The organism is Methylobacterium sp. 2A (assembly GCF_009806555.1).
In the GTDB taxonomy this organism is placed as follows: Bacteria; Pseudomonadota; Alphaproteobacteria; order Rhizobiales; family Beijerinckiaceae; genus Methylobacterium.
In genome coordinates this window covers 1-22,605 of sequence record NZ_VUOK01000031.1, presented here as the reverse complement: position 1 = coordinate 22,605, position 22,605 = coordinate 1, and the positions used below count along the sequence as shown (strand labels likewise).

Here is a 22,605-nt window from a genome sequence, read left to right as displayed (position 1 = left end):
CTGCGACTTGCTCACACCCACCATCATTGCAACTTCGGATTGAGCGCATCGCGCAGCCAATCCCCCAGGAGGTTGATGGCGATGACGAGACCGGCCAGCGCCAGCCCCGGGAAGGCGACGATCCACCACTCGCCGGAGAACAGGAACCGGTTGCCGGTGCGGATCAGCGTGCCGAGCGACGGCATGGTCTCGGGCAGGCCGGTCCCGAGGAACGACAGGGTCGCCTCGGTGATGATCGCCAAGGCCAAGTTGATCGTCGCGATCACGAAGACCGGCCCGGTGACGTTCGGCAGGACGTGGCGGACCATGATCACCGGCGGCGACAGGCCGATCAGCCGGGCCGCCTGGACATAGTCCTTGCCCTTCTCGACCAGCACGGAGGAGCGCACGGTCCGGGCGTACTGCACCCAGAAGGACAGGCCGATCGAGACCACGATCAGCCCGATCAGCGGCCCGACATCGAGCGCGCTGCCGAAGCTCGCCTTGGCGACGCCGTCCACCACCAGGGCGATCAGGATCGCCGGGAAGGTGAGCTGCACGTCGGCGACCCGCATGATCAGCGTGTCGACAACGCCGCCCGCGTAGCCGGCGATCAGGCCGAGCGCGATGCCGAGGATCCCGGAGGTCACCACCCCGAGCACGCCGACGATCAGCGACAGGCGCAGGCCGTAGAGCACCGCCGAGAGCACGTCCCGGCCCTGGTCGTCGGTGCCGAGATAGTAGGGCGCCTGACCGTCCGCCTGCCAGATCGGCGGCAGGTTGGAGTTGATCAGGTCGAGCTGGGCCGGGTCGTAGGGATTCTGCGGGGCGATCCAGGGCGACGCGAAGGCGAGGCCGACCATGAGCACGGTGGCGATCAGCGCCGAGACCGCCACCTTCGAGCGCAGGAAGTTTGCCAGCAGGTCGGAGTCGCGCCAGCGCGCGAGGCGCGACGGTGCCGCCTCCGGCAGCGGGATCGGCGGGGCGTCGCCCGCGTCGATGTCACGTCCGCTCATCGGTCATCCCTCACGCCGCCCGCCCGGTCGAGAGCCGCAGGCGCGGGTCCACCACCGTGTAGAGGATGTCGACCACGAGATTGATGGTCACGAAGATCAGCGCGACGAGCAGCAGATACGCGGACATGATCGGGATATCGACGTTCTGTACGGCCTGGACGAAGAGGAGGCCCATGCCGGGCCACTGGAACACCGTCTCGGTGATGATCGAGAAGGCGATCACCGAGCCGAGCTGAAGCCCCGCGATGGTGATCACCGGCACCAGCGTGTTCTTGAGCGCGTGGCGGAGGTGAACGGCGCGGGTGGTGAGCCCCCGCGCCCGGGCAAAGCGGATGTAGTCGGTGCGCAAGACCTCCAGCATCTCGGCGCGGACCAGCCGCATGATCAGCGTCATCTGGAACAGGCCGAGCGTGACAGAGGGCAGGATCAACGCCTTGAGCCCGGAGCCGGTCAGGAAGCCGGTGGTCCACCAGCCGAGCCGCACCGTGTCGCCGCGCCCGTAGGAGGGCAGCCAGCCGAGCGTCACCGAGAACAGGTAGATCAGCAGGATGCCGATCAGGAAGGTCGGCAGGCTGATCCCGATCAGCGAGACCGCCTGGAACAGCCCGGCGAGCCAGGAGTCGCGGAACAGCGCGCAGTAGACGCCCATCAGGATCCCCACCACCAGGGCGAAGATCGTGGCGCAGAAGGCGAGTTCCAGCGTCGCCGGCATGCGTTCGGCCAAGAGCTGCGAGACCGGCTGCCGGAACTGGTACGAGATGCCGAACTGCCCCCGCACCACGTTGCCGGCGTAGCGGGCGAACTGGACCATGACGGGATCGTCGAGCCCCAGATCCGTCCGGATCTGGGCCCGCTCGGCCACGGTGGTGTCGGGGCCGACGATCTGGTTCACGGGGTCGCCCGCGAACCGGAACATCGCGAAGGCGATGAGCCCGACGACCGCGAGGACCGCGGCCGCCTGGATCACCCGGCGCAGCAGGAAGGCGAGCACGCCTCAGCCTCCTACGACGGATCCTTCGACACCCAGTAGAGCAGCAGCAGGTTGTCGGCGCGCTGGGTCAGGTGGACCTTCTTGGAGACGCCCCAGGCCAGAGCCTGCTGGTGCAGCGGGATGTAGCCCCAATCGGCGTTGAGGACGTCGAAGCCGTCCTTGATCAGGGCGTCGCGCTTCGTCTTGTCGGTCTCGGATTCGACCTTGTCGGCGATCGCGTCGATCTTCGGATCGCAATAGCCCGCGAGGTTCCAGCCGCCGCGGCCCGACTTGTCGCCGGGCTTCCGGCAGCCGACGATCTCGTAGAGGATGTTGTGGCTGTCGAGCGAGGACGGGGTCCAGCCGAGCAGGTAGAACGAGGTGTCGTAGTTCGGCGCCAGCACCTTGGCGAAGTACTTGGCCTTCGGCTGGGCGTTGAGGTTCACCTTGACGTTGATGCGCGCCAGCATCGAGACTACCGCCTGGCAGATCGCCTCGTCGTTGACGTAGCGGTCGTTCGGGCAGTCCATGGTGAGCGAGAACCCGTCCGGGTAGCCGGCTTCAGCCATCAGCGCCTTGGCCTTCTTGAGGTCGGTGGCGGGACGCTTGAACTCGGCGGCGCGGTCGTAGAGGGCCGGGGCGATCATCAGCGCGGAGGGCACCGCCTGCCCGCGCATCACGCGCTTGGCGATCGTGTCCTCATCGATGGCGAGGTAGAAGGCCTCGCGCACCTTGATGTCCTTGAACGGGTTCTTGCCCTTGACGCTCGAATCCTTCAGCTCGTCCCGGTCCTGGTCCATGCCCAGGAAGATCGTGCGCAGCTCAGGTCCCGCCATCACGGTGGCGGTGCCGCTGGCGTTGACCCGCTGCTGGTCCTGCAGCGGCACGGGGTCGATCCAATCGACCTCGCCGGAGAGGAGCGCGGCGACGCGGGTCGCCGGGTTGGCGATGGTGGTGAGGACCGCCTCGTCGAGGTTCGACTCGACCTTGCCCCAGTAGCCATCGAACTTCTTGAACACGGTCTTCACGCCGGGCTGGTGTTCGGCGATCACGAAGGGGCCGGTGCCGTTCTCGTGGAGCGTCGCGTAGCTCGGGCTGGTGGCGCTGGGCGGCGTCGGCTGGACGACGCCGTTCTTCTCGGACCACGCCTTCGACATGATCAGCCAGGTCGGGAATTGGGCGATGGCGATCGGGTTCGGCTTCTTCAGCACCATGTCGACCGTGTCGTCGTCGACCTTCACGAACTCGGCGTCGGCCGGGACGTTGGTGGTGAAGTTCGAGCCCGGGGCCCGGACGCGCTGGGCCGAGAAGATCACGTCGTCGGCGGTGAACGGCGAGCCGTCGTGGAACTTGACGTTCTTGCGCAGGTGGAAGCGCCAGCGGGTCGGCTCGGGCGTCTCCCAGGATTCCGCGAGGGCGGGCGCGAATTTCAGGTTCTTGTCGAGGGTGACGAGGGGCTCGTAGGCCGCCTCCTGCATCCCTTCCGTGAAGCTCTCCTTGAGCGAGTACGGATCGAGGGATTTCAGGTCACCCTGGAAGGCGAAGCGGAACACGTTGGCGGCCTGCGCGGGCAGCGCGGCGAAGGCAAACGTCGCGACCGCGACCGCGGACACGCCGCGGGCGAGGGTCTTCAGGGCTGAACGGGACAAGCGGATCTCCGGAACCATGAAAGTTGAGCGTCGGCCGCCCCACAGGCGCAGTGGTTGAGGCTTAGACCGGCCACCGCGCCCCGGCAAACCGACAGCGCGCGGCGCCCACAGCAAGCTTCGGACCAGGGAGATTGATTGATGGGTCAATCTCGGCGGTATCGGTGGATTATCAGTCGAGGATTGAACGCGAAGCGCCGTGCGCATCCCCCCCTCTCCCCGCGGGCGGGGAGAGGCCCGCAGGCACCCTGTCGTGCCTGCGGGAAGCGAAGGCGCAGCCGGAGCGGCGGTGAGGGGGCGGTTCCGGAAGAGGCTTGTCCTGAATCGCCCCCTCACCTTCGGCTGCCGCCTCGCCGCGCTCCCCAACAAGGGGGAGACGCGGCCCTCTCCCCGCAAGCGGGGCGAGGGGAACCTAGCTGCGCGCCAGCAGTCTCACTCCGCCGCCACCCGCGCCGGCTCGGGGCGCAGCTCGGCCTCCGCCCGCTCGCCCTCGGCCACAGCCTTGCGCCGGAACACGCGCATCACAACCACCAAAAATACCGGCACGAAGAACACCGCCAGCACGGTGGCGGTGATCATGCCGCCCATCACGCCGGTGCCGATCGCCTGCTGGCTCTTCGAGGCGGCGCCGGTCGCGATGGCGAGCGGCACCACGCCGAAGATGAAGGCGAGCGAGGTCATCACGATCGGCCGGAACCGGAGCGTCGCCGCCTCGACCGCCGCCCGCACCACCGAGGTCCCGGGCTTCCAGAGGTCCTTGGCGAATTCCACGATCAGGATCGCGTTCTTGGCCGAGAGCCCGATGATCGTGATCAGCCCGATCTTGAAGTACACGTCGTTGGGCATGCCGCGCAGGTGCACCGCCGCCACGGCGCCGATCACGCCGAGCGGGATCACCAGCATCACCGACACGGGAATCGCCCAGCTCTCGTAGAGCGCGGCGAGGCACAGGAACACGATCAGCACCGAGAGGCCGAGCAGCAGGCTCGCCTGGCTCCCGGCCTGCTTCTCCTGGTACGACTGCCCCGTCCAGGCGTAGCCGAACCCCTTGGGCAGCTGGCGCATCAGCCGCTCCATCTCACTGATCGCATCGCCCGACGTGTAGCCGGGGTTCGGCTCGCCGGTGAAGCGCACCGACTGATAGCCGTTGAAGCCGACGATCTGGCTCGGCCCCATGCCCCATTTCAGCTCCGCGAAGGACGACATCGGCACCATGGTGCCCGAGGCGTTCTTCACCGCGTAGTTGAGGATGTCCGAGGCGTTCATGCGCTGGAGCTGCTCGGCCTGGACATAGACGCGCTGCATCTTGCCCCGGTTGGGGAAGTCGTTCGGGTAGACCGAGCCGAGATTGAGCTGGATCGTGGCGTTGATGTCCTCGAACTTCACGCCCAAGGCCGCCGCCTTCTCGCGGTCGATCACCAGCTCGGCCTGCGGAGTCGGCGGCAGGCCCTCGATCTTCACCTTCTGGAGGATCGGGCTCTGCGAGGCGAGCTTCAGGAGCTGCTCCTGGGCCGAGAGCAGCGCCGCGTAGCCCCGGTTCGCCCGGTCCTGCAGGCGGAACGAGAAGCCCGCCGCGTTGCCGAGGTTGTCGACCGGCGGCGGCTCCTGCGCGTCCACGGTGGCGTCGCGGTAGCTCGCAAGCGCCGCGTTGGTGCCGGCGACGAGCGCGGCGGCCGAGTTCTTCGCGTCGCGCTCCGACCAGGGCTTCAGGGTCACGAAGGCCTGGCTGGTGCTCGGCGCCTGCCCCGAGAACGAGAAGCCGTTGAGCATCGTCACGGTGGCGACGCCCGGTTGCGCCAGCAGGTGCTCCTCGACCTTGCGCACCGCCTCCTGGGTGCGGTTGTAGGAGGCGCCGGGCGGCGTCTGGATGTCGACCGTGAAGAAGCCCTGGTCCTCCACCGGCAGAAAACCGTCCGGCAGGTTGACGAAGGCGTAGGCCGCGCCCGCCACCAGCGCGAGGTAGACCAGCATCACCCGGCCGGATTTCCGGATGAAGGCCGCGGTGCCGCGGCCGTAGCGGGCGGTCTCCCGGTCGACGAACCGGTTGAACATCCCGAACACGCCGCCCTTGGCATGGCCGTGGCCCTTGGCGACCGGCTTCAGGAAGGTCGCGCACAGCGCCGGCGTCAGCGACAGGGCGAGCAGCGCCGAGAACGCGATGGAGGTCACCATCGCGATCGAGAATTGCCGGTAGATGATGCCGACCGAGCCGGGGAAGAACGCCATGGGCACGAACACGGCCATCAGCACCAGCGTGATGCCGATGATCGCCCCGGTGATCTGCCCCATGGCCTTCTTGGTGGCCTCCTTGGGGGGCAGCCCCTCCTCGTTCATGATCCGCTCGACGTTCTCCACCACCACGATGGCGTCGTCGACCAGGATGCCGATGGCCAGCACCATGCCGAACATGGTGAGCACGTTCACCGAGAAGCCCGAAAGCCACATCACCGTGACCGTGCCCATCAGGGCGATCGGCACCACGATGGTGGGGATCAGGGTGTAGCGGATGTTCTGCAGGAACAGGAACATCACGAGGAACACCAGCACCACCGCCTCGACCAGCGTGTGCAGCACCTTCTCGATCGAGGCCTCGACCGCCGGGGTGATGTCGTAGGGGATGTCCCATGTCAGGTCCGGCGGGAAGAACTGGGACAGCTCCTCCATCTTGGCGCGGATCGCCTTGGCGGTCTCCAGCGCGTTGCCGTCGGGGGCGAGCGTCACCGAGATGCCGGCGGCGGGGCCGCCGTTGAGGCGCGTCGAGAACTGGTAGGCGTCGCCGCCGAGCTCGATCCGGGCGACGTCGCGCAGGCGCACGTTCGAGCCGTCGGGATTGGCCCGCAGCACGATGGCGCCGAACTCCTCGATCGTGCCGAGCTGGCCCTTCACGATGATCGGCATGGTGAGCGCCGTGCGGGTCGGGCTCGGCTGCGCGCCGACCGCCCCGGAGGCGACCTGGACGTTCTGGTTGCGGATCGCCTCCGTGACCTCCGAGGCGTTGAGCGACAGCCCGCGCAGCTTGTCGGGATCGACCCAGACCCGGAGCGACCGCTCGGTGGAGTAGAGCGTCGCGCGCCCGACGCCGGGGATGCGGCGGATCTCGTTGATGACGTTGCGGATCAGGAAGTCGCCCAGGCCCACCTCGTCCATCGACCCGTCCTTGGAGACGAGGGTGATGATGTTGAGGGTCGCGGCCGAGGCCTCCTCCACGAGGATGCCGTTCTGGCGCACCTCCGCGGGCAGGCGCGCCTCGACGCGCTTCAGGCGGTTCTGCACCTCCACGGAGGCCAGCGACGGGTCGGTGCCGGGCTGGAAGGTGGCGGTGATGTTGACCGAGCCGAACGAGTCGGTGGTCGACTCGAAGTTCATGATGTTGGCCGCCCCGTTCAGCTCATCCTCGATGAGCCGGGTCGTGCCGACATAGAGGCTCTCCACCGAGGCGCCGGGATAGGCCGTCGAGAGCGCGATGGAGGGCGGCGCGATCACCGGATACTGCGCCACCGGCAGGTTCGGGATGGCGAGCGCGCCGCCCAGGCAGATGAACAGGGCCACCACCCAGGCGAAGACCGGCCGGTCGATGAAGAAGCGTGCCATGGTCGGGCTCCTCCGCGGTCAGTGGCGCTGCTGGCCGGCGGCGGCGTGGGGGGCGACCTCCGCCTTGTCGCCGGCCCCCTTGTCGCCGGGCATGTCGGGCGCCTCGTCGGCATCGTGCTTCGGCGCGGTCTCGCCGTGGACCGGGGTCTGGTCGACGGGCTTCACCGTCGCGCCCACGGTGATCTTCTGGAAGCCGTCGACCACGACGCGCTCGCCGGCCTTCAGCCCGGACCGGATCAGCCAGTTCTGGCCGACCACCGGCCCGACCTCGACGGGCTGGCGCATCACCGTCGCGTCGGCGCGCACCACCCAGACCTCGGCGCGGCCGTCATCGGTGCGCTGGATCGCCTGCTGCGGCACCGCGATCGCGTCGGAATCGATGCCCTGCTTGATCCGCGCCCGCACGTACATGCCGGGGAACAGCTCGTCGTGCGGGTTGGGGAACTGCACGCGCAACGTCACCTGCCCGGTGCTCGGGTCGGCGGTGACGTCGGAGAACAGCAGGCGGCCGGCCAGCGGGTAGAGCGAGCCGTCATCCATGATCAGGTGGACGTTGGCGGTGTTGTCCTCCAGCCGCGCCAGCTCGCCGCTGGCGAGATCCCGGCGCAGGCGGTTCAACTCGCCCACCGACTGGGTGATGTCGACGTAGATCGGGTCGAGCTGCTGGATCGTGGCGAGCGCCCCCGTGGAGCCCGGCTCGATCAGCGTGCCCTCGGTGAGCAGCGCCCGGCCGATGCGGCCGGTGATCGGCGCGCGCACGTCGGTCCAGTCGAGGTTGAGCTGCGCCTTCTGGCGGCTCGCCTTGGCGCCCGCCACCTCGGCCTCGGCCTGCTTCTTGGCCGCGAAGGCCGCGTCGTACTGCGCCTGGCTCGCGGTGGCGCGGGAAAGCAGCTGTTCCAGCCGGTCGGCCTGCTGGCGGGCGAGCACCAGGGCCGCCTCCTGCCGGGCGAGTGCCGCCTCGGCGCTGGCGAGCTCGACCTCGTAGGGCGCCGGGTCGATCTTGTAGAGGATGTCGCCTTCCTTGACCTGACTGCCCTGCTCGAACAGCCGCTTCACCACGAGGCCGGAGACCCGGGAGCGCACCTCGGCGATGCGCATCGGCGCGACGCGGCCCGGCAGATCGCGCAGATACGGGATCGCCTGGGGCTCGACGGTGACGAAGCCGACCTCGGGCACGGGCGGGGCCGGGGCGGCGGCCTGCTTGGGGTTGCAGGCGGCCAGCCCGAGCAGGAGCAGGATCGCCGGGGCGCGGCGCGGGGACGGAATGCGGGCGGGGAGATTGCGGGTCACGAGTACCGACGCTCCTGAAAGCATGCGTCTGCTGAGGCTGGCGCGGCGCCGGGGCCGCGCAGGGTCGAGGCGGATCTCGGGACCGGCCACGAGCCGGCCGAAGGGAGATCAGGGCAGGCGCGCGTCTCCGCCGGCCGCAGGGGCCGGGACGCGCGTCAGGCCGACCTGGGAGGCCGGTGCGGCGAGCCGTCCGGCGCGGAGGGCGGTGCGGTCTCGGACCGGTAGCCGAACGATGCGGAGATGGTGTGACGGGGCTGCGGCGCCTCAACCGGCGGTCGCGGCAGGCCCAGTTCCGTGAGGATCTCGCTGTCGGCGGCGCAGAGGTCGGTGCGGCCGAACGTCGACCGCTCGGCCTCGGGCTGCGCATCCGGCGCCCCCGACAGGACTGCCATCCGGGCGCCCGCGACGGCGCAGGCCGGCCCTTCCGCCCGCGCGGCCTCGGCCGGCGCAGGCAGGGTGACCATCGCCGCCGTCGCGAGGACGAGCAGCGCCAGCACGGCGAGGCCCCGGGCGAGGCGGTCCGGCGAGCCCGCGACGCGGCGGGCCAGGAGGGCGACGGATCGGATCACGAACCTGAGATAAGCATGGCCGTCGCCGGGTTCAATCACCCATGGCGTCGCGCTGCCGGCACCCATGGCGTCGCGCCGCCGGCCCGCTGTTGCGCCCACCACACACCCTTGCCCGGAAGCGCCCGGTCCGGCGCGGCGGCCTCAACCTTGCCGCGAAGTCCGGGCCGGCTCGTCCGACGCGCGCGCAGCCGAAGGCCTGCGCCACGACGAACGAAGGATGGAGACCATGTCGAGACGGATCGCGATGCTCGGGCTCGCAGGCGCCCTGCTCGGGAGCGCCCCCGCTTCGGCCAACCCGCTGGACCGGGGCCCGATCGCGGATTTCCTCAACGTCTTCCGCAGCCAAGCGATCCCCCGCGAGACGGTGGCGTGGACCGGCAAGGAGAAGCCCGGCACGATCGTGGTCTCGACGCGCCAGCGCCGGCTCTACTACGTGCTCGGCGGCGGCGAGGCGATCCGCTACGGGGTCGGCGTCGGCCGGCAGGGTTTTTCGTGGTCGGGCACCAAGACGGTCACCATGAAGAAGGAATGGCCGGACTGGCGCCCGCCGCAGCAGATGCTGGCCCGCCGCCCCGACCTGCCGCGCTACATGGCCGGCGGCCAGGACAACCCGCTCGGCGCCCGCGCCCTCTATCTCGGCTCCTCGCTCTACCGGATCCACGGCTCGAACGAGCCCGAAACGATGGGTGCGGCGGTCTCGTCGGGCTGCATCCGCATGACCAACAAGGATGTGGTCGATCTCTATGATCGCGCCCGTGTCGGCACCAAGGTGATCGTGCGCGACTGATTTTGTGCGCGCGCCGGACGTTTGTCGGCAGGCGCGGATTGTGTGTCGGCCTGGGCGCGCGACGTTTGTCGGCGCGCGTCCCGGCCAGCCTGATCATTAAGTTTCGGCCCCGAGGGGGGGTCTTCCTGACACGCGAGCCATCGAGCCTGCGCTGGCCAAGCGTGACGTTGATGCGATCGTCTACGACTGGGCCGCCGTCGAGGCGTTCGAAGGGCACGGATTGAGAGCCTGTTTGCCGGGTTGACGTGCCTAGGCGTTGGCTTCCGGAGGAGCCGATATGGACAGGCGGGGCGCCCGCCGGGGGCCGAGGCGATCACAACCCAAGCGGCGCGATGCGCGATGGATGTGCTTTGCGACAGTCTCGCCTCTGCTGTCGCCAGACAGTGGAGCACCCGTTCGGCACGCTGAAGGCCTGGATGGGAGCAACCCACTTCCTGACCCGGACCTTGGCGAAGGTCAGGCCCGAGATGAACCTGAGGGCCGCCATCTCACTCGGCGAGGCTACCCCGATCGTTTCCCCAAACCCTGAATGATCTGCGTGCTCACACGGCCTCGGTACAGGCCGGACGCAAAGCTGACTGCGTCTGAGATGTGCCAGATCGCAGCCAAAAATGGACCAGACATTCCATTTTTCCAGTAATCAGATATCGTGTCCGCCGACGCATGCCGGGGAGAGGATCGACAATGGAGGCGGGCACGCACGCCCCTCGCGACTTCCACGCGCTCAGGGGGCTGCTCCTGGACGAGACGGCGCGCCTGCCGAAGCGTCTCAGGCAGGCGGCTGACTTCGTCGCATCCCATCCGGACGAGGTCGCCCTCGGAACGGTGGCCGAGGTCGCCACCCATGCCGGGGTGCAACCCTCCACCCTTGTGCGGCTGGCACAGAGCTTCGGCTATGGCGGCTACAGCGAGATGCAGCTGGTGTTCCGGGCTCGGCTGAAGGAGCGCTGGCCTGACTATCAGAAGCGCCTGGAAGCCTTGAAGGGTGCCGAGGCCGAGGCCGGCCTGCATCTCGGCGGCGTTGCGGACGCCGCCATCGCCTCTGTCACGCGGCTGAGGACGACCTTCGATCCGGCCCAGCTCGAACGCGCCGCCGATCTGCTGGCGCAAGCCGACACCGTGTATCTGATCGGAGCCCGGCGGGTTTTCCCGGTCGTCAGCTACCTCGTCTACGCCTTCGCCAAGATGAGTGTGCGCTGCCAACTGATTGATCAGATCGGACAGATGGGTGCCGAGCAGATCGCGTGCGCCCGCGCGACGGATGCCGTGCTGGCGGTGAGCTTCACGCCATACACGCCGTCGACTGTCGACCTCGCCGCCGCCGCGGCGCGCGCCGGAGTGCCGGTTCTGGCGATCACCGACTCGGCCTTCTCGCCGCTGGTCGCCCGCGCCAGCCTCTGGCTGGAGGTCGCGGAGGCGGATTACGGCGCCTTCCGCTCCCTGTCGGCCACGATGGTGCTCGCCATGACGCTCGCCATCGCGGTCGGCGAGCGCCACAAGGCCCCGCCGCCCAGCGCGTGAAGGGCCGACGCGGCGCCGGGCTCAGAGCCGGACCGGCTGACCTTTCTGCCAGGAGAGCGTCGCGGCGTCGGCAAGGCGCTGCGCGGCGAGGCCGTCCTCGCCTGAAGGACTGGGCGCGACGCCGGCCTGCACCGCCTCGATGAAGGCTGCGAGCTCGGCGCGATAGGCCTCGGCGTAGCGCTCCAGGAAGAAGTTCTGGAGCGGATCGGACAGGAACCCGGCCGCACTCGCCGTCTCGACCGTGGAGGTGTGGATGTTGCCGGCCCGCAGCATGCCCCTGGCGCCGTGCACCTCGATGCGCTGGTCGTAACCGTAGCTGGCGCGCCGGGAGTTCGAGATCTGCACGATCCGCCCCCGGGCCGTCTTCAGGATCACCGCGGCGGTGTCGACGTCGCCGGCCTCGCCGATCGCCGGATCGACCAGCGCCGAGCCCATCGCGTGCACCTCGACCGCGGGCTCGCCGTCGAGGAGGAAGCGGGCCATGTCGAGGTCGTGGATCATCATATCGCGGAAGATCCCGCCGGAGGCGACGACGTAGCCGGCCGGCGGCGGCGCCGAATCGCGCGAGATCACGGTGACGATCTCGACCTCCCCGATCGCACCCTCCGCCAGTCGGCGGCGCAAAGCGGCGAAGTGCGGATCGAATCGCCGGTTGAAGCCGATCATCAGCGGCACGCCGGCCGACCGCACCACCTCCAGGCAGCGCACGATCCGCTCGGCCGACAGGTCGATCGGCTTCTCGCAAAACACCGCCTTCCCGGCGCGCGCGGCCCGCTCGATCAGGTCCGCATGCGTCGCGGTCGGGGTGCAGATGAGCACGGCATCGACGTCGTCGCCCGCGACCGCCTCGGCGATGTCGCGGACTTCGGCCCCCGTGGCGTCGGCAAGCGACGCGGCGGCGGCGGGATCGGGATCGCTCACCGCCACAAGGCTCAGCCCATGTCGACCTGCTGCGTTGGCCCCGTGGATTCGTCCGATCCGCCCGGCGCCGAGAATCGCAACGCGCATGATGTCCTCTCCTCCCGCGGGAGAGCGGCGCCGCCCTCGGCCACCGCCTCACGGTTTCAGAACATAAATTCCATCTTGACAGAAATCTAGAACGATAGTTTCATATCGCTAGAAATGACGGGCCGCTCGTTCCACGCCGCTGTGCCGGCGCGATCGAGACGGCCCAGACCGAGAGCCGCCCGTGTCGCGCTCCCGGCCGACAACAGCGACACGGGGCCCGGGAGGACACCCGATGCAAGGGGTGAAGCAGGCCAAGCCACGCCTCGATCTCGTGACGATCGGCCGGTCTTCGGTCGATCTCTACGGCCAGCAGATCGGCAGCCGGCTGGAGGATATCGCGACCTTCACGAAGTCGGTCGGCGGCTGCCCGTCGAACATCGCCGTCGGCGCCGCGCGTCTCGGCCTCGCCAGCGCGGTCATCACCCGGGTCGGCGACGAGCAGATGGGCCGCTTCATCCGCGAACAGCTCGTCCGTGAGGGCGTCGACGTCGCCGGGATCAGGACCGATCCCACACGGCTCACCGCGCTGGTCCTGCTCGCGGTGCGCGATTCCAAGACTTTCCCGCTGATCTTCTACCGGGAGAACTGCGCCGACATGGCGCTGGAGGCGGGCGACATCGATGAGAGCCTCGTGGCCTCATCCGCCGCGGTGCTGGTCACCGGCACGCATTTCTCGCAAGCCGGCACCGCAGCGGCACAGTCCCGGGCGATCGCGATCGCCCGCCGCTACGGCCGCAAGGTGGTGCTCGACATCGACTACCGGCCGAACCTCTGGGGGCTGGCCGGACACGGCGACGGCGAGGCGCGCTACGTCCGCTCCGCCGAGGTCACGGCCCATCTCGGTCCCATCCTCGCGCAGTGCGATCTCGTGGTCGGCACCGAGGAGGAGATCCACATCGCCGGCGGCAGCGAGAACACCGTCGCGGCGATCCGCGCGATCCGCGCCCTGGCCCCGCAGGCCACCATCGTGTGCAAGCGCGGGCCGATGGGCTGCGTCGTGTTCCCCGGCGCGATCCCCGATTCGCTGGAAGACGGCATCCGCGGCCCCGGCTTCCCCGTGGAGGTGTTCAACGTGCTGGGAGCGGGGGACGCCTTCATGGCCGGGTTCCTGCGCGGCTGGCTGCGCGGGGAACCGCTCGAGACCTGCTGCACCTGGGCCAATGCCTGCGGCGCCTTCGCGGTCTCGCGCCTGCGCTGCGCCCCCGAGATCCCGACCTGGGCGGAGCTGCGCCGGTTCCTCGACCGGGGCAGCCCGCACCGGGCGCTGCGCTTCGACGCCGACCTGAACCACATCCATTGGGCGACCACCCGCCCGCCGCAGCCCGATGCGCTCCTGGCGCTCGCGATCGACCACCGGCTCCAACTCGAAGCCGTGGCCGACGAACTCGGCGCCGCGCACGAGCGGATTGCCGCCTTCAAGGTGCTGGCGGTCGAGGCCGCGGCCCGGGTGGCGCGGGGGCGGCCGGGCTTCGGCATGCTGCTCGACGGACGGCACGGCCGCGAGGCGCTGTTCCGGGCGACCGATCACGGCTTCTGGATCGGCCGCCCGATCGAGCTGCCGGGCTCGCGTCCGCTGGACTTCGACGGGATGGACAGCCTGGGCGCGCATCTCGTGTCCTGGCCGGGGCACCACACGGTGAAGTGCCTGTGCTTCTACCGTCCCGACGATCCCCCGGAACTGCTCGCCCGGCAGGAGCGCGAGCTGAAGCGGGTCCACGACGCCGCCCGCACGGTCGAGCGCGCCCTGCTCATCGAGATCATCGCGGGCAGCCACGGTCCGCTCGCTTCCGACACCGTCCCGGCCGCGCTGGAGCGCCTCTACGCCATCGGCATCCGGCCGGATTGGTGGAAGCTGGAGCCGCAGGCCGATCCGGCCGCCTGGACGGCGGTCGGCGACGTGATCCGCCGGCACGATCCGTATTGCCGGGGCATCGTGCTGCTCGGTCTCGACGCCCCGGAGGCCGAACTCGAAGCGGCCTTCGCGGCCGCCCGGACGGAACGGCTGGTGAAGGGCTTCGCGGTGGGGCGGACCATCTTCGCGCAGGCCGCCCGGGCCTGGCTCGGCGGCGAGATCGGCGACGAGGAGGCGACCGTCGAGATGGCCCGGCGGTTCGAGCGGCTGACCGATGCTTGGACCGGCCGCGCCCTGGCGGCCTGACGAACCCCTCTCACACGATCTGCCGGAAGGCCGAGCGTCAAGGCTGAGCGTCATGGAAACCGTCCGACTGACCACGGCACAGGCCCTAGTCCGCTTCCTGGCGGCGCAGAGGACCGAGATCGACGGAACCCGCGTCCCGATCCTCGGGGGCTGCTGGGCGATCTTCGGCCACGGCAACGTCGCTGGGATCGGAGAGGCCTTGTGGCAGGCCGGCGACGCGCTGCCGACCTTCCGTGCCCACAACGAGCAGGCCATGGCACTCGCCGCCATCGCGTATGCCAAGCAGGCCCGCCGCCGGCGCTTCATGGCCTGCACGACCTCGATCGGGCCGGGCGCCACCAACATGGTCACCGCCGCAGCGCTGGCCCACGTGAACCGCCTGCCCGTCCTGCTGCTCCCGGGCGACGTGTTCGCCTCCCGGCGCCCCGATCCGGTGCTGCAGCAGGTCGAGGATTTCGGCGACGCCACCGTCACGGCGAACGACTGCTTCCGCCCGGTCTCGCGTTACTTCGACCGGATCCAGCGCCCCGAGCAGCTCGTCCCGGCGCTGAACCGCGCGCTGCAGGTGCTCACCGATCCGGCCGCGTGCGGGCCCGTGACCCTGGCCCTGTGCCAGGATACGCAGGCTGAGGCCTGGGATTTCCCGATCCGATGCTTCGCCGAGCAGGTCTGGCTCCCCCGGCGGGTCCGACCGGACGCGCGGGAGCTCGCCGACGCCGCGGCGGCGCTCAGGGGTGCGAAGCGGCCGCTCATCATCGCCGGCGGCGGCGTGCTCTACGCCGAGGCCGAGGCGGCGCTCGCCGATTTCGCCGGGCGCTTCGGCATCCCGGTGGGCGAGACCCAGGCCGGCAAGGGCGCGATGCGGGCGCGCCACCCGCTCGGGCTCGGCGCGATCGGGGTCACCGGCACGCAGGCCGCCAACGCGGCGGCGCGCGAGGCCGACCTGATCCTCGCGGTCGGTACGCGGCTCCAAGACTTCACCACGGGCTCGTGGTCGCTGTTCGCCGGCGCCGGACGGCGGATCGTCGGGCTGAACGTGCAGCCGTTCGATGCGGGCAAGCACCGCGCCCTGCCACTGGTCGCCGATGCCGGGGCCGGCCTCGCCGAGCTGGCCCAGGCCCTCGACGGCTGGCGCGCCCCCGAGGCCTGGACCGCCGATGCCGCGGTCGCCAGCGCCGCTTGGCGCGAGACGGTGGCGGCTCGCCTCGCGCCTACCGGCGGCGACGGCCTGCTGCCCACCGACGCGCAGGTGATCGGCGCCGTCCAGCGGCAGGCACGGCCGAGCGACGTGGTGGTGTGCGCGGCCGGCGGCCTGCCGGGGGAGCTGCACAAACTCTGGGAGGCCGGGGCGCCCGGCGGCTACCACCTCGAATACGGCTATTCCTGCATGGGCTACGAGATCGCCGGCGGGCTCGGCGTGAAGATGGCCGAGCCGGAGCGCGACGTCTTCGTCCTGGTCGGCGACGGCTCGTACCTGATGATGAATTCGGAGATCGCGACCTCGGTGATGCTGGGCCTCAAGCTCGTCATCGTGGTTCTCGACAATGGCGGCTTCGGCTGCATCAACCGGCTGCAGGTCGCCTGCGGCAGCGCCGGCTTCAACAACCTGCTGCACGACGCCCGGCACGCGACCCTCCCGGCGATCGACTTCGCCGCCCACGCGGCTGCGCTGGGCGCATCCGCCCGCAAGGTCGCGAGCGTCACCGCGCTGGAGGAGGCCCTGGCGGAGGCCCGCGCCGCGCCGCGGACCAGCGTGCTCGTCATCGACACGGACCCGCTGAGCACGACCCCGGAGGGCGGCAGCTGGTGGGACGTGGCGATACCCGAGGTCTCGGAGCGTGCCGAGGTCCGCAGCGCCCGCGCCCGCTACGAAGCCGCCCGCCTCGATCAACGCGTGGGAGAGTGACGATGAAGGTCAGGATTGGCGCCAACCCGATCGGCTGGTCGAACGACGACATGCGCGAACTCGGCGGCGAGACCCCGCTCGAAACCTGCCTCGCGGAGGCCGCCAGTATCGGGCTCGCCGGCATGGAACTCGGCCACAAGTTCCCGCGCGAGCCGGACGCGCTGAGGGCCGCGCTCGCCCCCTTCGGCCTCGCCTGCATCTCGGGCTGGTACTCGGCCGAACTCCTGCGGCGCGACGCCGAGGCCGAATGCGCGGCCCTGCGCCCGCATCTCGATCTCCTGAAGGCGGTGGGCTCCCGCGTGCTGGTCTTCGCCGAGACCTCCAACGCAATCCATTGCGACCGCTCAAAGCCGCTCTCGCAGCGACCGGTCCTGGCCGAGGGGGCGTGGGCGGCCTTCGGGCGCCGGCTCACCGCGGTCGCCGAGGCCACCCGCAGAGAAGGAGTCCGGCTGGTCTACCACCACCACATGGGGACGATCGTCCAGTCCGAGGCCGACATCCACGCCCTGATGGCGGCGACCGGCGACGCGGTCGGCCTGCTGCTCGACACCGGCCACGCCTGCTGGGGCGGCGCCGATCCGGCCGCCCTCGCCGCGCGGTATCGCGAACGCATCTTCCACGTTCACACCAAGGACGTCCGGCCGGACGTGCGCGCCCTGGCCGAGGCGGAAGACTGGTCCTTCCTCGATGCGGTGCTGGCCGGAATCTACACGGTGCCGGGCGACGGCTGCATCGACTTCGAGGCCGTGCTCCGAGAACTGCCCGATTACGAGGGCTGGCTCGTGATCGAGGCCGAACAGGATCCGGCCAAGGCCAACCCGCTCCTGTTCCACCGCCTGGGCCACCGGCACCTCACCGCCCTGCTGTCCGGCACCGGAGCCATCGCCGCCTGACGAACCCGGCGTGGCCCGTCCCGGTCCGCGCCGCATCGCCCCCACCCGACCCCGAAGGGGTGCCGAACATGCCCGACCTGCTGGTTCGTCCCCATGATCCCGACGCGGAGGGCTGCGTGCTCCGCGTGACCCCGGCGAGCGCCGGCTGGAGCCATGTCGGCTTCGCGGTCCACCGCCTTTCGTCCGGCGCCACGGCGAGCGGCGGCGAGACCGGGCGCGAGGCCTGCCTCGTGATGGTCTCCGGCCGGGCCCGCATCCGCGCCGGATCGGTCGATTTCGGCCTCGTCGGCGGGCGGGCCTCGCCGTTCGAGGGGCCTCCCGACTCGGTCCACGTCCCGGCCGGCCTGCCCTGGCGCGTGGAGGCGGAGGGCGCGGCCGAGGTGGCGGTCTGCACGGCCCCGGGCATGGACGGATCCCGCGCGCCCCGCGCCATCCCGGCCGCCGAGGTGGCGCTCTCGACCCGCGGCACCGGCACCAATCTCCGCCATGTCCGCGACATCCTGCCGGAGACCAGGGAGGCCGACGGGCTCCTCGTGGTGGAGGTCGTCACGCCGGGCGGCCATTGGTCGAGCTATCCCCCGCACAAGCACGACCGGGACCTGTTTCCGCAGGAGACCCGGCTGGAGGAGACCTACTACCACCGGCTTCACCCACCCCAGGGCTTCGCCCTGCAGCGCGTCTACACGGATGACCGGGCGATCGACGCGGCGCTCGTGGTCGAGGATGGCTGCGTCGTTCTGGTGCCCCGGGGCCATCATCCCGTGGCGGCCGCCCATGGCTACGACCTCTGGTACCTCAACGTGATGGCCGGACCGGTGCGCCGATGGCGCGTCCAGCCGGACCATGCCCATGCGTGGCTGCTGGACGAGGCCCGCGATCGATCAGGCAGGACCGAGGAACAGGCCGTCCCGACGGCATAACCTCGGCCTCGCTCAAGCAACGACAAGAACAAGCAACGACACGAAAACGCGTCCGCGCCTCCTCTGAGTCGCAGGCACAACTTCGAACGGGAGGAAGCGGCCGGCCGGGTCGGACAGGAGGGTCCGAGCCCGCCGCACAGGCCGCAATGGAGGACACGCCATGTCCGACGACGTGCGATTGAAGGTCGAGGGGCTCACGAAACGGTTTCCGGGCGTCGTCGCGCTCGACGGGGTGGATCTCACGGTCAGGGCCGGGGAAATCCACGCCATCTGCGGCGAGAACGGCGCCGGCAAGTCGACCCTGATCAAGATGCTGACCGGCGCCTACACGCCGGATACGGGCTCGATCCGCTTCGAGGGTCGCGATTTCTCCCGGTTAAACCCGCGCAGCGCGATGGATGCGGGTATTGCCTGCATCTACCAGGAACTCAGCCTCATCCCGCATCTCAGCGTCGCCGAGAACATCTTCCTCGGCCGCGAGATCTATCGGTCCCGGCGGCTGCGCCTCCTCGACCGGGCGGCCATCCGGGCGCGGACGGCGGCGCTGCTGGCCGAACTCAGCCTCGACATCGCCCCGGACGCGAAGACCGGCACGCTCGGGATCGGCCATCAGCAGATGGTGGAGATCTGCCGCGCCGTCCGGGCCGATGCCAAGCTCATCATCATGGACGAGCCCACCGCGGCGCTGTCGGAGAAGGAGGCCCAGGACCTGTTCCGCATCGTCGCGCGGGTGAAGGCCCGCGGCGTCTCGGTCCTGTTCATCTCGCACCGGCTCGACGAGGTGCGCGCCCATTGCGACCGCGTCACCATCCTGCGCGACGGCCGCTCGATCACGACCTTCGACATGGCGACGGCGTCGATCGAGGCGATCATCCAGTTGATGGTCGGCCGCAGCATCCAGAACAAGTACCCGAAGGACGCGGCCCTGCGCGGCGACGTCATCCTGGAGGTGGAGCATCTGCGCCGGGCCGGAGTGGTCGAGGATGTCTCGTTCCAGCTCCGCTCCGGCGAGGTCCTGGGCTTCGCCGGGCTGGTCGGTGCCGGGCGCACCGAGACCATGCGCTGCGTGACCGGCGCCGATCCCCGCGATGGCGGGACCATCCGGGTGTTCGGGCGGGAGGCGCGGATCCGCTGCCCGGCCGACGCGATCCGCGCCGGCATCGCCTTCCTGACCGAGAGCCGGAAGGAACAGGGTCTCGTCCTCATCCAGAGCGTGGAATTCAACGCCACGCTCGTGCAGCTCGGCCGATTCTCCAGGGGCGGCTGGCTGTCCCTCGGATTGTTGCACGAAGCGGCGCACACGACCGTGAGCGGGCTCCGCCTCAGGGCCGCGGGGCTCGACACGCCGGTCGGCCTGCTCTCCGGCGGCAACCAACAGAAGGTCGTCATCGCCAAATGGCTGATGTCGAAGGCCCGGATCTTCATCTTCGACGAGCCGACCCGCGGCATCGATGTCGGCGCCAAGGTCGAGGTCTACAAGCTCATCAACGAACTCGCCGCCGCGGGTGCAGGCATCATCATCGTGTCGTCGGAGATGGAGGAAGTTCTCGGCATGGCCGACCGTATCCTCGTGATGCACGCGGGCCGGATCAGCGCCGAGATGGAGCGTGGAGACGCCACCCAGGAGACGATCATGTACGCGGCCTCGGGCCTGAAGACTGTCCAGAGTCCGACGCGATTGGCCTCATGACCGCGACGCGAAGCGCGGCACACGCCGACAACAGGGGGGAAAACATGTCGAATACAGCGCCGTCACCGTCGCTGAGCACGGCGGCCATCGAGCCGGTGCGCCGTGATCGCGGCCCGAAACACCGTCTCGGAGACAAGCTCTACCAGCTCGGCGTGCTCCTGAGCCTGCTGATCCTGTGCGCCGCGATGAGCCTGATGTCCGGGCGCTTCCTGACGATCGACAACCTCATGAACGTCGCCTCGCAGGCAGCAGTGAGCGCGATCATCTCCATCGGCATGTTCCTGGCGATCCTCACCGCGGGGATCGACCTGTCGGTCGGCGCGGTCCTGGCGTTGTCGGCGATGATGATGGGCCTCCCCTCCGAAAGCTGGGGGCTGAACCCCTACCTGTCGATCGCCGTGGGCCTCGGAACCGGAGCGGGGCTCGGCCTGCTCAACGGCCTGATGCTCACCAAGCTGCACCTGCCGCATCCGTTCATCTCGACGCTCGGCATGCAGAAGATGGCGCGCGGTCTCGCTCTGGTCGTCACCGCGGCCGCACCGATCAGCATGTTCCCGGAGGAGATCCAGTATCTCGGCAGCGAATCCCTCGGACCGGTGCCGGTCAGCTTCGTCCTGGTCATCCTGCTCTATCTCGGGATGTGGCTGTTCCTGACCCGGACCTCGACCGGGCGGTACATCTATGCGGTGGGCGGCAACAAGGAGGCGGCGCGGCTCTCCGGCATCGACGTGAACGGCGTACTGAACCTCGTCTACGTCATCAGCGGCTTCACCGCCGCGCTGGCCGGCCTCGTCCTCGCCGGGCGCGTCAACGCGGTCTATCCCCTCGCCGGACTCGATTACGAGACCGACGCGATCGCGGCCGTGATCATCGGCGGCGCGAGCTTCTTCGGCGGCGTCGGCTCGATCGGCAACACCATCATCGGCGTGCTGCTGATCTCGGTGCTGCGCAACGGCCTGAACCTGCTCAACGTCGACAGCGCCTACCAGACCTTCGTCATCGGGGCCGTGATCGTGATCGCGGTCGCCATCGACGTGCTGCGCCAGAAGGTGCTGACGCGCGGGCGCTGAACCGGCGCCGGACCGTGATCCCCCATCCCGCCGATCGGGACCCGTTCAACCACCGTCGTCAGGAGTTCACCATGCACCGCAGGGATTTCATCGCCGCGCTGGCCGCTTGCGCCGTCTCGCTGCCGCTCCTCTCCGGACCGGTCCAGAGCGCCGAACCAGTCAAGATCGCGGTCGTGCTGAAGACGCTCAGCAGCCAGTACTGGAAGGGCGTCGCCACCGGCGCCCAAGAAGCGGCGAAGGCCAACAAGGTCGAACTCATCCTCCTCGGGCCGCCGACCGAGGACGCGATCGAGCAGCAGATCAACATGGTGCAGGATGTCATCGCGCGGCACCCCGCAGCGCTGGTCTTCTCGCCCTCGCAGCCCACGACCGCGGTGAGCATCGTCGCCAAGGCCCGCGCGGCCGGCATCCCCGTGCTCCTCGTCGACACCTCGCTGCCGGACACGTTCACCGACTACACGACCTTCATCGGCACCGACAATGTCGCCGCCGGCCGGATCGGCGGACGCGCCCTCGCGGCGACGCTGAAGCGCGGCGCCAAGGTCGTGCTCATCGACGGCGCGCCGGGCAATTCGTCCACGATCGATCGCGTGAAGGGCGCCGAGGAGGCGCTCACGGCGGCGGGCCTCGTGATCGCCGGCAGGCAGCCGGCCTACTCCGACCGCGAGAAGGCCTACACGGTGATGCAGAACATCCTGCAATCGACGCCCGACGTGGCCGGCGTGTTCGCGGCGACGGACGAGATGGCGCTCGGGGCGCGGCGGGCGCTCAAGCAGGCCGGCAAGGCCGTGCCGGTGATCGGCGTCGACGGCAACAGCGACAACATCAAGGCGATCAGGGCCGGCGAGATCTACGGCACCGTGGCCCAGGCCAATTCCCAGATGGGCCGTCTCGGGGTCGAGAAGGCCCTGGACGTGATCGCCGGCCGAAGCGTCGACAAGCGCATCGATTCCGGGGCGCGTCTGATCACCCGGGACGACATTCCGTGAGATCACCCAAGAGGGCGTAACAGTGCCGTTTGCTCTGGTGGAGGGTGATGAGGCTTGCAGCGAGGTGGGTGAAGGCCTCGCGGATATCGCTGCGCTGCTCGTAGCGGACGGGCAGGCGGCGGAAGCGATTGAACCACGCTGGGTGCCCTCATCCTGAGCTTGTCGAAGGATCGACGACCCAGCGATGACGACGTCGATCTCACCGGCCGCGTGCAGGCGCTCCAGCAAGACCTGATGCAGGCGCCCACATACCCGCCTCCTGCCAGTCGCGAAGCCGCCGCCAGCAGCTCATCCGCAGCCGCAGCCCATCGCAGCGGGCAGCATCTCCCAGGGCAGACCGGAGCGCAGCACGAACAGGATACCGATCAGCGCAGCCCAATTCGCAATCGGACGGCGTCCGCCCTTCGGACGTGGCCGGGGCGGCGGCAGAAGCGGGGCGATCGCGTCCCAGAGTTCAGCGGGCAGAAGCCGGCGCGCCATACCCACCAACGCCGGCCCAAACAATCCCTGCCCGTTCTGTTAGGCGCTCTTAGCTCGACTTTGGCCCATCATGCGGCGTGGCAAAGGGCATAGGCCCAGGGCGCGGGCAAACGGAAGCGGGG

The 22,605-nt window shown here is 69.7% G+C and carries 16 protein-coding genes and 1 pseudogene; 9 read left to right on the top strand and 8 right to left on the bottom strand.

Features of this window, described 5'->3' with window-relative positions; all coding sequences use genetic code 11:
- Window positions 1-23 precede the first annotated feature (23 nt).
- The 6 genes from FVE89_RS15920 to FVE89_RS15895 form a co-directional block, all read right to left on the bottom strand.
- Window positions 24-995, bottom strand: a complete 972-nt coding sequence (locus FVE89_RS15920; RefSeq protein WP_160534943.1) for an ABC transporter permease — start codon at window positions 993-995, stop codon at window positions 24-26.
- 10 nt (window positions 996-1,005) lie between these two features.
- Window positions 1,006-1,986: an ABC transporter permease gene (locus FVE89_RS15915; protein ID WP_160534942.1), complete on the bottom strand. Its 981-nt coding sequence runs from the start codon at window positions 1,984-1,986 to the stop codon at window positions 1,006-1,008.
- An 11-nt stretch (window positions 1,987-1,997) separates the two neighbouring features.
- On the bottom strand, window positions 1,998-3,614 hold the full coding sequence (locus FVE89_RS15910; RefSeq protein WP_160534941.1) for an ABC transporter substrate-binding protein: 1,617 nt from the start codon (window positions 3,612-3,614) through the stop codon (window positions 1,998-2,000).
- 429 nt (window positions 3,615-4,043) lie between these two features.
- On the bottom strand, window positions 4,044-7,202 hold the full coding sequence (locus FVE89_RS15905) for an efflux RND transporter permease subunit (protein ID WP_160534940.1): 3,159 nt from the start codon (window positions 7,200-7,202) through the stop codon (window positions 4,044-4,046).
- A gap of 18 nt (window positions 7,203-7,220) precedes the next feature.
- The gene (locus tag FVE89_RS15900; RefSeq protein ID WP_342389752.1) at window positions 7,221-8,492 is read right to left on the bottom strand and encodes an efflux RND transporter periplasmic adaptor subunit; all 1,272 of its coding nucleotides are present in this window, start codon (window positions 8,490-8,492) and stop codon (window positions 7,221-7,223) included.
- Window positions 8,493-8,647: 155 nt separating this feature from the next.
- Window positions 8,648-9,100 (bottom strand): hypothetical protein, encoded by a 453-nt coding sequence (locus FVE89_RS15895; RefSeq protein ID WP_342389751.1) that lies wholly within the window; start codon window positions 9,098-9,100, stop codon window positions 8,648-8,650.
- 187 nt (window positions 9,101-9,287) lie between these two features.
- On the opposite strand from FVE89_RS15895, the gene FVE89_RS15890 reads away from it, so the two are divergent.
- Both FVE89_RS15890 and FVE89_RS15880 read left to right on the top strand, forming a co-directional pair.
- Window positions 9,288-9,848, top strand: coding sequence for a L,D-transpeptidase (locus tag FVE89_RS15890; protein WP_160534938.1), 561 nt, complete (start codon window positions 9,288-9,290; stop codon window positions 9,846-9,848).
- A 684-nt stretch (window positions 9,849-10,532) separates the two neighbouring features.
- On the top strand, window positions 10,533-11,369 hold the full coding sequence (locus FVE89_RS15880; RefSeq protein WP_160534937.1) for a MurR/RpiR family transcriptional regulator: 837 nt from the start codon (window positions 10,533-10,535) through the stop codon (window positions 11,367-11,369).
- A gap of 21 nt (window positions 11,370-11,390) precedes the next feature.
- On the opposite strand, the gene iolG is transcribed toward FVE89_RS15880, so the two are convergent.
- Entirely contained in the window at window positions 11,391-12,380 is a 990-nt protein-coding gene (iolG, locus tag FVE89_RS15875) for an inositol 2-dehydrogenase (protein WP_160534949.1), read from the bottom strand.
- Window positions 12,381-12,609: 229 nt separating this feature from the next.
- Here iolG and iolC point away from each other — a divergent pair, with 229 nt between their 5' ends.
- The 7 genes from iolC to FVE89_RS15840 all read left to right on the top strand — a co-directional run bounded on the left by iolC (window position 12,610) and on the right by FVE89_RS15840 (window position 22,003).
- A complete protein-coding gene (gene iolC / locus FVE89_RS15870; RefSeq protein ID WP_160534936.1) occupies window positions 12,610-14,535 on the top strand; it encodes a 5-dehydro-2-deoxygluconokinase in 1,926 nt (641 codons plus the stop codon).
- A gap of 52 nt (window positions 14,536-14,587) precedes the next feature.
- Entirely contained in the window at window positions 14,588-16,441 is a 1,854-nt protein-coding gene (gene iolD, locus FVE89_RS15865) for a 3D-(3,5/4)-trihydroxycyclohexane-1,2-dione acylhydrolase (decyclizing) (RefSeq protein WP_160534935.1), read from the top strand.
- Between the two features lie 2 nt (window positions 16,442-16,443).
- Window positions 16,444-17,334 carry a myo-inosose-2 dehydratase gene (gene iolE, locus FVE89_RS15860; protein WP_160534934.1) on the top strand — a complete coding sequence of 297 codons (891 nt, stop codon included), beginning with the start codon at window positions 16,444-16,446 and terminating at the stop codon, window positions 17,332-17,334.
- Between the two features lie 68 nt (window positions 17,335-17,402).
- Entirely contained in the window at window positions 17,403-18,254 is an 852-nt protein-coding gene (gene iolB / locus FVE89_RS15855) for a 5-deoxy-glucuronate isomerase (RefSeq protein ID WP_160534933.1), read from the top strand.
- 160 nt (window positions 18,255-18,414) lie between these two features.
- Window positions 18,415-19,944: a sugar ABC transporter ATP-binding protein gene (locus FVE89_RS15850; RefSeq protein ID WP_160534932.1), complete on the top strand. Its 1,530-nt coding sequence runs from the start codon at window positions 18,415-18,417 to the stop codon at window positions 19,942-19,944.
- Between the two features lie 44 nt (window positions 19,945-19,988).
- Entirely contained in the window at window positions 19,989-21,014 is a 1,026-nt protein-coding gene (locus FVE89_RS15845) for an ABC transporter permease (protein ID WP_160534931.1), read from the top strand.
- A gap of 71 nt (window positions 21,015-21,085) precedes the next feature.
- Entirely contained in the window at window positions 21,086-22,003 is a 918-nt protein-coding gene (locus FVE89_RS15840) for a sugar ABC transporter substrate-binding protein (protein WP_160534930.1), read from the top strand.
- On the opposite strand, the pseudogene FVE89_RS15835 reads toward FVE89_RS15840, so the two are convergent.
- A pseudogene (locus FVE89_RS15835) lies at window positions 21,981-22,483 on the bottom strand (transposase). The gene FVE89_RS15840 and the pseudogene FVE89_RS15835 sit on opposite strands and share 23 nt — an antisense overlap.
- Between the last annotated feature and the right edge of the window lie 122 nt (window positions 22,484-22,605).